Source organism: Ferruginibacter sp., assembly GCF_028288465.1.
In the GTDB taxonomy this organism is placed as follows: Bacteria; Bacteroidota; Bacteroidia; order Chitinophagales; family Chitinophagaceae; genus Ferruginibacter.
In genome coordinates this window covers 142,563-155,663 of sequence record NZ_JAQBNR010000060.1, presented here as the reverse complement: position 1 = coordinate 155,663, position 13,101 = coordinate 142,563, and the positions used below count along the sequence as shown (strand labels likewise).

Sequence of the window (13,101 nt, the reverse complement as noted above, 5' to 3'; positions counted from 1 at the left end):
GGTCTTTCAATAAACATTGGGGGTCTGCCACATAGCGGTTTAGAATTTCAGCGGCAGGGGGCAGCAAGGGAATTCTGGACAGGGCATCGGTCTTTTGTCTTTTTATAAAGATCCATTTTTCGCCGTCAATGCCGGTAGCTACTTCAGAGCGTTTCAGCTTCTGAACATCTGCATAGGCAAGACCGGAATAACAGCTAAATAAAAAAATATCCCTTACAAGCGATAGTCTTTCAGCATTTAGTTTAATAGCGGCTAACTTTTGTAATTCATTTTCTGTTAATGCCACCCGGTCAACTTCCTTTTTTACCATGCTGAAACCGGCAAACGGATCTTTTACCAGCCAGCCATTGCGCAGGCAACGAAGGATAATTTTTCTGAAATTAGCCAGATATTTAATGGCACTATTGTGCGCACAATTACGAACAGTCTTCAGCCAGAACTCGTATTCAGTGATAAATTCATATTTGAGCTGATTAACATCAATGTCATCCTTTTTATACCTCGATAATAAAAAAGCACGGGTATGTTTGTAAGAAGTCTCGTACCTAGTTAAAGTGCCAGGGGCATAATCCCGTCCAACCAATGCTGCCACTTGTTGATTATGTTGCCTGAATATTTCCAGCAACAAGTATTTCGGTTTTTCCTCTTCTATGCCAAGCAACAGGTTTTTAATGTTGTCTGCAGTGACTGGTTTGCTTAATTCAATCAGCTGCTTTTTTGCTTCGTATACTTTGTGTTGTAAAACGTCCAGGTAAGCGTTAAAGGCCTTAACGTCATCCGTCTTGCCGCTCATTCGACCAGCATCCACGTGCCAGGAGGCTGGGTTGCATTTTCGCTTTGTACTGATCTCACTACGCTGACAATCAACCGTTATCCGCATGTAAACAATTTGCTGCGACTGATCATTTCCCTTATTTTTTCTAAGAAAAAATATAAAACCAAAACTTTGTTCCATATACGCACTTTTTTAAGGTTTAAAATTAACTTTTTAACGACCTGAAAAAGATAGTTGCTTTTATGTAAACTGTTAATAAATAGCCGTTTGTGTAAAGTCTGGTGAGTCTTTTTCAATTTAGAAAAGACTCACCGACTTACGCACGGAAAACAGCTAAAAAGAGGGGTAAAATGAGGTAAAGCTAAAAACAAGAATCCCCGCAAATACTTGATTTTGCAGGGATTCTTATAAATCTTAATCTTAAATTAGTGATTTCAGCGGAGAGTTAGGGATTCGAACCCCAGGACCTGTTACAGTCAACAGTTTTCAAGACTGCCGCAATCGACCGCTCTGCCAACTCTCCGGGTGCAAAATAATAGTGTTGCACTTTATCCACCAAAAATAAATTGCGATATCGGTGTTTTATTTCAATCGTGCACAATGCAGATCGCTGCAACAGCCCTGAGCACGGGCATCCGGGACTTCATAGCCACTAATAAAATATTTGTTGCCGTGTTCAAAAAATTGCCAATCTTTATCCATAAATATATAAACCAATGAAATTAACAGCTCTTCTTGCATTCCTGTTTTTCTGCAACAGGGTTATTGCACAACCCGAAACGGAGGCCATAAAAAAATCAATCAATACTTTTTTTGCCGGCATGAAAAGCAATGATTCGGCACTCATCAGCAGCACGCTGGATTCGGCTTGTTTTTTATATTCCATTATGCAGACAAAAACCGGTACTACCGTTTTGGAAGAAGAAAAAATGGCCGCCTTTTTAAAACAGGTGACCGATTTAAAGGGAAAAAATATAGATGAACGTCCGTTGAGTTTTGATATAAAAATTGACGGCGCCATGGCGATTGCGTGGACGCCGTATAAGCTATTTTTTAACGACCAGTTCTATCACTGCGGTGTGGATGTGTTTACACTGATAAACAGAAACGGTAACTGGAAAATTATGGGTATCACCGATACCCGCAGAAAAGAGGGTTGCAATTAACTGCCTTCGCCTGCCGGCTCTTTTTCCAGCACCAGGCTTAAATCATTCAGGCTTACCGTAAGCGGCACTACCCCCAGCTGCACAATGGCTTTTTTACCCCTGATCTCTTTTAAAATGCCCACCTGCCGGTTCTGCCGCATCATTACTTTATCGCCGGGTTTTACCTCGCCCTGCACCTGTATAAATTTTTCATTCAGTTTCTTTTGCTGCTTCTCATTCACCATTTTTTCCTTCTGGTTAAACAGCAACGCATGAATCATTTTTACCACTTTGTCTTTATCATCCGAGCGGCGCCATTCAATCACCATCGCTTTCAGCCTGCGCTCCATATCTTTTAAATACTGCAACTGGTTTTCTGATAATTTATTCTGGTGTTTCAGGCGTTCAATTTCCTGGTTGTGTTTCTCTTTATTTAATACCTGCTGCATCTCTTTTTTCAGCCGCTCATTTTCTTTTAATAAATGGGTGAGCTCTTTTTTTTCAATATCTATTTTCTGCAGGTCCTGCTCGGTTCGGTTCAGTAATTTATCCAGCGTAAAATGATCTTCATCCACCAGCGTCCTGGCTTTGTCGATCAGTTTTTTATCCAGGCCGATTCTTTCAGCGATGGAGAAAGTATAGCTGCTGCCTGGCTTTCCGGTAATCAGCCGGTACATCGGTAACAGGTTCTTTTCATCAAACTGCATGGCGCCATTGATGATGCCGGGCACTTTATTGGCCATCACTTTCAGGTTAAGGTAATGCGTAGTAACAATGCCGAAACTGTGTTTGTGCGCCAGTTCTTCCATAATCACTTCCGCAAAAGCGCCCCCTAAATTTGGGTCACTGCCGCTACCCAGCTCATCTATAAAGAACAGCGTTTTACCATTGGCGTTCTCCATAAAATGTTTCATATTCTTAAGGTGACTGGAATAAGTACTCAACTCAAATTCCAGGCTCTGCGTGTCACCAATATGAATCATGATCTGTTTAAAAATCCCCATCTCACTGTCGGGGTGAACGGGCACCAGCAAGCCACTCTGCATCATCAGCTGCAACAGGCCCACGGTTTTCAACGTAACCGTTTTACCGCCCGCATTCGGACCGCTGATTACCAGTATACGGTTCTTATCATTCAGCGTAATGTTAACAGGTATGGTAGGTTTGTTGCTTTTTTGGTTGTACAATAAAAGCAGCGGATGATAGGCATTGATCAAATGAATGTGCGCCTTGTCATACAACTGCGGAAAATTACCGCCTGTTGCAATGGCCCATTTGGCCTTGGCATAAATAAAATCAAATTCACCAGCAGTATCGTGATAGGTTTTTAGCAGCGGCGCATACACGCTGAGTTGCTGGGTAAGTTTGCGTAAAATTTTATATACTTCGCGGCTTTCTTCATGCTCCAGCGAAAAAATTTCATTGTTTAATTCTGTGGTTTCTTCCGGCTCAATAAACGTGGTGCGGCGACTATCACTTTCACCGTGCAGCACGCCCTTAATCATGCGTTTTTGTTCTGCAAATACAGCCAGTACACGGCGGCCATTCATAAAACTTTCCTCAATATCCGCCAGGTGGCCGAGTTTGTTCAGCTTGCTTACCAGCCGGTCGAATACCTTTCTTAATTCGTTGCGTTTACGGTACAGGCTCATTCTTATTTTGGCCAATTCCTCGCTGGCACTGTCTTTCACGCTGCCCGATTCATCCAGTATATCATCTATCAGTTCTGTAATGCTCTTTTCGTAATACGTGTTTTCAATTACTTTGATAAGGGCGGGGTAGGCGAGGCGCCGCTCATTGTCGAACCACTTGAAAATATTGCTGGTATTTTCTGCCAGCTTGCGGATAAATAAAAATTGTTCGCCCGTTAACACAGCGCCGGGTATGCTGAGGAGTTTAATTTCCCTGCTCACATTCAGCACAAAATCATTGGGAAAATACTGGCCGGTTTGCATTACCAGTTTATATTCATATCCCTGCCGCAGATCGGTTTCTATAAAATCCTTTCTTGTGTGTATGCGTAAGTTATTTGCTTTTGCTTTGCCGTATTCAGTGCGGCAATACTCTGCCAGCAAAGTTTTCACCTTTTCATATTCCAACTGTACCAGGGCCGATTCCGGAAAAAATTTCATTCTGTTATTCGCTTAAGTATTATTTTATTTTTTGTCCGGGCAAAGGTACTAAAATCGGCATCGTTGCGTCGCACACGTGTACTATTGGTGCATAAAGCAGCTAAGCCCGCTCTTTAAACGGCCCCGGATAAAAATTTCGGCCTCTTTATTCTCGACTCCGTCCGACTAGCGTCAGCCATGCAGGTTTGATTTTTTTTATCATGACAAAAAGAAAGCAGCCCCAGAAAGTTGAGTAAAGTTTTTTCGAAATAAATTTATAAAAGTGCAACGTGTTATAAAGAAGCCCGCAACGTTAAATGAAATGGCGTAGCAACATGTTCAGTAGATTTTGCTAAAATAAGTTCAGCTGCTTTCTGACCCATCAAATGAAAATCTGTAGAAATGGTGGTAATGCCATTGAGGATTATTTTTTTCAGCGGTGTTTCATTGTAAGATATTACCCCAACATCTTTACCCACTTCCAGTTTGGTTTCAATGATTTTTTCTATCAGCACCACCAGGTCATTTTCCATCAGGCTGATAAATACTTCGCCTGCTGAAATAGTGGCTTTATTTACATTGGATACCACCTCGTAGTTAAAAGCATACTGTGTGCAGAAACGGTAAAAACCTTCCAGTATTTTTTTAGGATGGTAAGTGTAATCAGGAAAAATAATTTTGATGGTCTGGTAATGGCTTAACCGGTCCAATACTTGCTCCAGTGCTTCATACAAATCCTTTTCAAAGTCTTCATACACGGCCGCAAAATTACCTGCTACGCCTGGCAACAACTGGTCCAGCAGCAGCAGCTTTTCCTTTGGTATTGTGTTGATAATTTCATGTGCTTTGTCACCTCCTTCTAAAAAATGCGGGATAATAACGAAGTTGGTATAATCATCTTTTTTGTTCTCAAGCAACTTTCTGAACAAGGCAAAATCATTGTTATAAATGTAAAAGTCAATGACCGCATCTTTGCCAATACCCGCCACAAAAGCATCGTATAATATTTTTTTATGGGTGCTTAATTTATTAAACAGTAAAAATATTTTAATGGGTTGCTTTACATCCGCATTGCTGATAAAATAGCCCTTGCCCGGCACGGAACCGATCACGCCTCTTTTCTTTAAATGTTTATAGGCTTTTTCGGCAGTGTCGCGGGAAATGTCCAGCTCAAAACTTAAATCGTTGATGGAAGGCAGCTGGTAGCCTTTTTCAATTTTCCCTTTTTCAATGGCTTTTACGATAGAGTTGGTAAGCTGCATGTACTTGGGTGTTACAGCATATTCATCAATGGTAATTAAACTGTAAATATTTTCAGAAGCCATCTAAAAAACAATGATTTGTCCACACGATATTGGCTTTTACCAAGCCGTGCCTGTTGGAAAATTAAAAATTGTGCAAACGAAAATAGTGTTTTTTGTAGCCACTTTATTCACGTGCATGTTATTTCGTGTTACAATGACACAATGAGTTGATACAAGGAGATGCCCGCTTGATGTAATAAATAGTGCAGCCCATGTAAGTACAGGATAGTAACGTCAATTATTACATCTACTTTTACTACAATGATTGTTATGCTAACGCGACTCTTGTACATGGCCGCATAACATCGCATAAATATTTAAAAAAGGAAGTCATCTTCCCAAAAAAACATTGCTCGCTATGATTCAACTTACAACAAACCGTTCCAGGCCAATCCTGTTACTTGTAATAGCCTCCTTTTTATTTAACACAGTTGCGGCGCAAGCCAAAGCTACCTGGATTTGGTACCCCGGCGATTTTGAAATTTGGCTGAGTAACCAGGTGCAAACCAGGCGCACGGAAAGATATGCTTCCATTCCTCCTTTCTGGCAGGTATTCAGTCACCAAATTGTTGTTAATTTTTCAAAGGAAGTGGAGCTGGCGGCGCCGGAAACAATTGATGCAACGGTAGAAGGCCAATACAATGTAACCATTGATGGAAGGTATGTGCAGAGCGGCATTCACCACATTACCATTCCTGCGGGTAAGCACAATATTAATTTCCAGGTGTACAACCAGGTTACACCACCCGCTGTTTTTGTCGAAGGAAAAACGATCAATTCCGGCACTACGTGGAATGTAGAAACAGTGCATAACAATTCCGATGAAAATATGACTGGAAAAGCTAAAGACGGCCACGCCGGCAGTTGGAATTTTAACAGCAAGACAGTCCTGCCATCTCAATATAAACTGGCTATCAAAGAAGTAAACGCGGTAAAAACAACAAAAGGTCCGCATTCGGTAATGGTTGATTTTGGTGAAGAAACAATCGGTTTTGTACGCCTCAAAAATCTTCTTGGCAGCGGAAAAATTACTTTGTATTATGGTGAGTCGCTGGAAGAAGCCATGTCGATGGACTCATGCGAAACATTGGATCAATATTCCGTCAAAGAAGCCAAGGGTGATTTTACAGCGGACCATTCCAGGGCTTTTCGTTTTGTAAACATTCAATATGATGATGCCATTAGTTTTAATGATGTGTCCATGATGTATGAATATCTTCCGTTGAATAATCGCGGTGCATTCAACTGTTCTGATGAAGAAGTAAACAAGATATGGAATGTGGCCGCCCGTACGTTGCAACTGAATACAAGAGAGTTTTTCCTGGATGGCATTAAACGGGATCATTGGGTATGGTCGGGTGATGCCGTCCAATCTTACCTGATGAACTATTATTCTTTTTTTGATAACGATGCCGTTAAAAGATCCACCTGGGCCTTGCGTGGTGCAGAGCCGGTAGAAGCTCATATCAATACGATACTGGATTATTCGCTGTACTGGTTCACGGGCATTTATGATTATTACCAATATTCAGGCGATGAACAATTTTTAAAAAGCATTTATCCACGCATGGTTACCTTAATGGATTTTGTGTTGAAAAGAAGAAACAGCAATGGCATGGTAGAAGGCTTACCAGGCGACTGGGTATTTTTAGACTGGGCACCCATGGAAAAAGACGGTGAGTTAAGTGCGATGCAATTGTTGCTGGCCCGCAGCCTGGAATCAATGAGTGTGTGCGCTTCGCTGATGAAAGACGAACAAAAAGCGGCGCAGTATAAGCAACTGTCGGTTGATTTAAGAAAGAAGATCATCGATACTTTTTGGGATCCTCAACAGCAGGCTTTTATCTCTGGTAGAAAAAATGGCGTAGTTGATAAACAGGTTACGCGTTATGCCAATATGTTTGCCATGATGATGGGCTATATTGATTCTGCTAAAACAGCAGCGGTAAAAAACAATGTGCTGATGAATGATAAAGTGCAAAAAATTACTACGCCCTATATGCGTTTTTATGAGTTGGCAGCGCTGGCAGAAACCGGTCAGCAAAAATATGTATTGAAAGAAATGAAAGACTATTGGGGAGGCATGCTGAAAGAGGGTGCTACCACGTTTTGGGAAGCATATAATCCGCTTGAAAAAGGAGCTGCACGCTATGCCATGTATGGCCGGCCGTTTGGTAAAAGTTTGTGCCATGCCTGGGGTGCAAGTCCTTTGTATTTGTTGGGTAAATATTATCTTGGAGTTAAACCAACTGCACCCGGCTATGCTGAATATGTAATAGAGCCAGACCTCGGCGGATTGAAATGGATGGAAGGAAAGGTACCAACACCGCAAGGTGACATTGCAGTGTCAGTTACCCTAACACAAATAAAAATTAATACAGTGTATGGAAAAGGATTGCTTCGTTTTAAAAGCAGCAAAACTCCTTCCTGTAAAAACGGAACTGTGCGAAAAATTGCTGCCAACCAATATGAGGCGGACCTGGAAAAAAGACAGGAATACATCATTAGCTATACCGCGATTAAATAATGGTAAACAGGATCATCCACTGCTTCAATAACCAATTTTAAAATAGTACACGTCATATGATTCAACAATTTTCAAAGCGCAAACAAATAGTATTGCTTGCTTTATGCACGGTTGCCGGTTGCTTACTGATGAATGGGGTAACGGCGCAGGTAAAGATTGATAATTTGCAGGTAGAATATACACAAACGCCCATCGGTATAGATGTAAAGGCGCCCCGCTTTAGCTGGCAAATGATTGCACCTGCAAGTGAAAGAAACTATAAACAAACAGGTTACCTGATTGAAGTAAAAGATTTAAAAGGCAATGTTATATGGAACTCAAAAAAAATCAGCAGCGGCAATGCATTGGGAATTGTATATGCCGGTAACCCACTGAACCCCGCTACCAGGTACAACTGGGCAGTAACTGTTTGGGATCAGAAAGGAAAAGCAACAAAGGCAGCTTCGTGGTTTGAGACAGGTTTGATGAACCCCGCATTGTCGGCCTGGGAGGGCGCTACATGGATTGGTGGAAGCAATGAAGATTTGGTACTGTATTCCAAATACCTGCCGTTATTCAATTTAAAATATACACTCGCAATTGCGCCGGGAAGTTCAAAGGCAAGTATTGTATTGGGAGCCAATGATCCAAGACTGATGGATAAAAACAAGAATATTTTCCAGGTACAAAACGCAAAGAACCAGAGTTACCTGAAAGTTGAACTGGATGTTTCAGGCGTGGACGGTACACCAGCGGGCAGAGCGAAGCTGCGTTTTTATCGAGCCGGTTACACACCAAAAGATACAGCATCCAGGGCGATAAAAACCTTCGATATAAAAACGGATTTTATCAATAACAGCAATAAAAACAGCAACCACCGCATTGCAATCAAGGATGAATTTGGCAAGCTTTCTGTAATGCTGGATGACAGCCCTTCCTTTTTTGTTGCCGAACCAAAAAAGGAATCAGCAGGAGCAAGGCCTTATCCCTCATTTGATAAAGGAGCCGTAGTGAATTTAAACCCGCTGGGTTCCGGCGGTGATTATATTACATTTGGAATGCTCTGTGATATGGGCTTTTCGGTTGATGCAGGGCAACAGGCTGCCTTCTCTAATGTAATGGTATCCAATATCCGTAACCCCGCTAATACTTTGTTTTACGAAGACCTTGCAAAGCCTGCATACGATGGTATTTATAAAATGTTTACTGCAGATAACAACTCAGGCTTTAGCATAAAAAATAATGCCTACCAGGTGAATGGTGGCAGTGCAGGCCTGTTTATTGTAGCAGATCCAAGCCACAATGCAATGCCCATGCTGCGAACAAATTTTGCAACCGCCAATAAAAAAATTGAAGCCGCAAGATTGTATGTTACCGCCCGTGGTATTTATGAAGTATACCTGAACGGCAAGCGGGTAGGAGAAGACTATTTTAACCCTGGCCTAACGCAATATAATGTTACCCATCTCTACCAAACCTACGATGTTACCAGCATGGTAAACAACGGGCAAAACGCCATGGGCGCTATGCTGGGCGAAGGCTGGTGGAGCGGCCTGCTAAGCTTTGGTACGGTATGGAATCATTTTGGCGACCGGCAATCATTGCTGGCCAAACTGGTGATTACTTATGATGATGGTACAAAAGATATTATTACATCCAATGAAAAGAACTGGAAGTATTACAACAGTGGCCCGGTAATTTACAGCAGCCTGGATATGGGCGAAGTATATGATGCCACAAGAGAAGCAGCCGTTAATAATTGGAGTATTGCTGGTTATGATGACAGCAAATGGAAAGCGGCACTAAACATTCCATTGGAGGGCACGGCCTATCGTGAAGGCGCAGTTGGTTTTATGGGTGAAAAAGAAAACATCAGCTATGATAAATCAGCGCTGATTGGCCAGATAGGAGAGAACGCCGGCTTGTACAAAACACTTGTTGCGAAAACTGTAAAGGAAGTAAGCAAAGGCGTATTCGTTTACAATATGGGACAAAATTTTGTCGGTGTTCCAAAGATCGAAATAAAAAATGGTAAGGCGGGTCAAAAAATAACGGTAAGAGTTGCTGAAGTTTTGTACCCTGACTTAAAAGAATCCGGAAATAATGTAGGCTTATTAATGACAGAAAATTACCGGGCCGCATTAAGCCAGGATACCTATGTAATGAAGGATGGCGAACAAATATGGCAACCACATTTTACCTCGCATGGCTATCAGTACATTGAAATAAGCGATATAGATGAAGCCTTGCCGCTGGATGCGGTACAGGGCTTGTGCATCAGCTCTGTAAAAAAAATAACAGCAGCGTATGAAACATCCAACGAAAAAGTAAATAAGTTATGGTCGAACCTGGTATGGTCGAACGTGGACAATTTTTTAACCATACCTACTGATTGTCCGCAACGCAATGAGCGCATGGGCTGGTCTGGTGACATCAGTGTTTTTTCACGTACCGCCACTTATCTTTCCAACGCAGACCAGTTTTTAAGACGCCATATGTTTGCCATGCGTGATGTACAAACGCCTAAAGGAAAGTTCACAGACGTGGCGCCGGTAGGCGGTGGTTTTGGAGGCTTGCTTTGGGGTAGTGCAGGTATCACCGTAGCATGGGAAGCCTACCAGCAGTACAATGATATCGCTTTGCTGCAGGAACATTATCCGGCAATGGTTACCTACATTAACTACCTGGATAGTTGTATTGATAAAACTAGCGGCTTGTGTACTGACAGGCAGTTAGGTGATTGGCTCGGACCGCAGAATAACCAGTTAGGTACAGACTTCCTCGTTACTGTGTACCATATTTTCGATTTGGACATTATGACCAAAGTGGCCGGAGTACTCAACAATAAAACGGATGCAGCAAGGTTCAAAAAAATGTATGATGAACGCAAAATGTTCTTTAATAAAACCTTTGTAAACGCCAACAAAAAAGCGATTGGGCTTATTGGTGGTGGCATGTTTGGCTCAGCAGGACAGAAACAGAAATGGAAGGTGGCAGATGTACAAACAGCATACGCAGTAGGACTGGCACTCAATGCATTTAATGAAGATAATACACCCTTTATGGTGAAGAATTTAAAAGAAGCAGTAGAAAGAAAAAACATCGGTGATGATGGTATAGAACGCCCCAATTATTCCCTGATGACCGGCTTTATTGGAACGGCCTGGATTAGTAAAGCGCTTTCGGATTGTGGTAGCAGCGACCTTGCGTACAAGTTGCTTCAAAACAACCGGTTTCCTTCCTGGCTGTATGCAGTAGATCAGGGCGCTACTTCTATCTGGGAGCGCCTGAATGGGTATACAACGGACAAAGGTTTTGGTGGAAACAACAGTATGAACTCTTTCAATCATTATTCTTTCGGCGCCATTGGTCAATGGATGATGGCATATTCATTGGGCATACAAAGGGGTGAACCGGGCTTTAAAAAATTCATTCTTCAACCGGAACCCGACCCCACAGGAGAGATGACCTGGGCCAGGGGATACTACGATTCTGATTACGGTAGAATCAGCAGCAGTTGGAAAATGGAGAAAGGCGTGTTGACATACACTGCAACGGTTCCAGCCAATACAACAGCCACGCTTTATCTTCTGGCAAAGGATATAAAAAATATTAAGGAAGGTGGAAAGCCAGTTGCAAACAGGCAGGGTGTTAAGTTTATCAGGTTTAATAAAGGAAAAGCAGTGTATGCATTGCAATCCGGTACTTATGAATTTACAGTTCCACAATAATTTTTTTAGAGATTACTTGTCAAATAGGCAAAATGATTTGCATGCAGATTTATAAATAAAATGACTTTTTTAGTTCGGGTATTTATGCATACCAAAAAACGAGGTGTCTTTTAAAATTCAACAACAGCAGCGTCGATTTTAAAAGACATTGGTTCTTTATTTTATAGAATTACTTCGGATATAAGAATAACAGATGTGTGAGGTATCACGATTATCCTCTGTTGAAACCATCATTTGGTCGCAACATTTAATGGTTTCGCAGCATTTTTGCAGGCGTAAGTTTCAGTGCCGGTATTTTTATAATTCTTTTTTTAAGACTTCCTGATTTAACTTGTGCGCAAAAAAAAACAGTATTGAAACCTAAACATTCTTTGTATATCCCCGCAGCATTTTTATGCATTTTATTATATTCCTGTGGAGCTTCTGATAAAAAAACGTTTGATCCACGTGCCGCTCAGCCGCCGAAAGCTTATAAGGTACTTACTATGAGTCCGCGTAAAGCCTCCGTCAACCTGGATTTTCCGGCTACTATAGAGGGCCAGGAGATCATCGAAATAAGGCCCAAGATTGACGGTTACCTAGACGCCATTTATGTACAGGAAGGAGCCGCTGTTACAAAAGGCCAGTTGCTTTTCCGCATCAGCAATCCGCAATATGAGCAGGAAGTGGTAACTGCATCTGCCATGATCCGCAGTGCTGAGTCTGACGTTGACGCAGCCAAAATGCAGGTGGCCAAAGTAAAGCCACTGGTTGAGAGAGACATCGTTAGCAAATTTGAATTGCAGTCTGCAGAATATTCGCTGAAAGCAAAAGAAGCAGCCCTTGCCCAGGCGAAAGCCGCATTAGCAAATGCACGCACCAATGCAGGTTATACCGTATTGCGAAGCCCGGCGAATGGAGTAATTGGAATGATACCTTATAAGATTGGCGCACTGATCAATAACACCAATACGGCGCCGCTTACAACGTTGTCCAACATCGCGATAGTGTATGCTTATTATTCCCTCAACGAAAAACAATTGCTGCAATATTTTTCCACTACGGCTGGTGCTACCATTCAACAAAAGATCAATAACATGCCGCCGGCTACTTTACTGCTTGCAGACGGATCGGTATATCCTGAAAAAGGAAAAGTTGCTTTGGCCAGCGGACTCATTTCTACCGAAACCGGCACAGCTACTTTCAAAGCCATCTTTGCAAATCCATTGGGTATTATCCGAAGTGGTGCCAGTGCTACTGTAAGGCTGCCTACGATTGTTGACTCAGCTATGGTAATTCCGCAAAGTGCCACATATGAATTGCAGGATAAAAGACTGGTGTACATCATGGATCAAAATAACAAAGTGACCAGCGATGCCATTACAGTAATGCCTTCTGACAATGGCCAGTACTTTATTGTCACCAGCGGATTGAAAGCAGGAGACCAGGTAGTGCTGGAAGGCCTGATAGGCTTGAAAGACAGCACTACCATTATTCCCAAACAAGCCGCTGCTGATTCGGTTTTTGCAAAGCTTAAATAACCCCGGCAA

At 42.1% G+C, this 13,101-nt stretch carries 7 protein-coding genes and 1 tRNA gene; 4 read left to right on the top strand and 4 right to left on the bottom strand.

From position 1 onward, the window contains the following. Positions 1-955, bottom strand: a 955-nt coding sequence (locus tag JWR61_RS23470) for a site-specific integrase (protein ID WP_301930141.1), incomplete at its 3' end; no start/stop codon positions are given. Between the two features lie 258 nt (positions 956-1,213). Beyond that, positions 1,214-1,298: transfer RNA gene (locus JWR61_RS23465), tRNA-Ser, on the bottom strand. A gap of 193 nt (positions 1,299-1,491) precedes the next feature. Between JWR61_RS23465 and JWR61_RS23460 the strand changes: the two genes are divergently transcribed. Next, a complete protein-coding gene (locus tag JWR61_RS23460) occupies positions 1,492-1,941 on the top strand; it encodes a nuclear transport factor 2 family protein (protein WP_301930140.1) in 450 nt (149 codons plus the stop codon). On the opposite strand, the gene JWR61_RS23455 is transcribed toward JWR61_RS23460, so the two are convergent. Then, the gene (locus JWR61_RS23455) at positions 1,938-4,052 is read right to left on the bottom strand and encodes an endonuclease MutS2 (protein WP_301930139.1); all 2,115 of its coding nucleotides are present in this window, start codon (positions 4,050-4,052) and stop codon (positions 1,938-1,940) included. The two genes, JWR61_RS23460 and JWR61_RS23455, sit on opposite strands and share 4 nt — an antisense overlap. A 272-nt stretch (positions 4,053-4,324) precedes the next feature. After that, on the bottom strand, positions 4,325-5,356 hold the full coding sequence (locus tag JWR61_RS23450; protein WP_301930138.1) for a GntR family transcriptional regulator: 1,032 nt from the start codon (positions 5,354-5,356) through the stop codon (positions 4,325-4,327). A gap of 337 nt (positions 5,357-5,693) precedes the next feature. On the opposite strand from JWR61_RS23450, the gene JWR61_RS23445 reads away from it, so the two are divergent. The 3 genes from JWR61_RS23445 to JWR61_RS23435 all read left to right on the top strand — a co-directional run bounded on the left by JWR61_RS23445 (position 5,694) and on the right by JWR61_RS23435 (position 13,092). Then, positions 5,694-7,862 (top strand): alpha-L-rhamnosidase C-terminal domain-containing protein, encoded by a 2,169-nt coding sequence (locus tag JWR61_RS23445; RefSeq protein WP_301930137.1) that lies wholly within the window; start codon positions 5,694-5,696, stop codon positions 7,860-7,862. Positions 7,863-7,918: 56 nt separating this feature from the next. Further along, the gene (locus tag JWR61_RS23440) at positions 7,919-11,572 is read left to right on the top strand and encodes a family 78 glycoside hydrolase catalytic domain (protein ID WP_301930136.1); all 3,654 of its coding nucleotides are present in this window, start codon (positions 7,919-7,921) and stop codon (positions 11,570-11,572) included. A 353-nt stretch (positions 11,573-11,925) separates the two neighbouring features. Next, a complete protein-coding gene (locus JWR61_RS23435; RefSeq protein WP_301930135.1) occupies positions 11,926-13,092 on the top strand; it encodes an efflux RND transporter periplasmic adaptor subunit in 1,167 nt (388 codons plus the stop codon). Positions 13,093-13,101 lie beyond the last annotated feature (9 nt).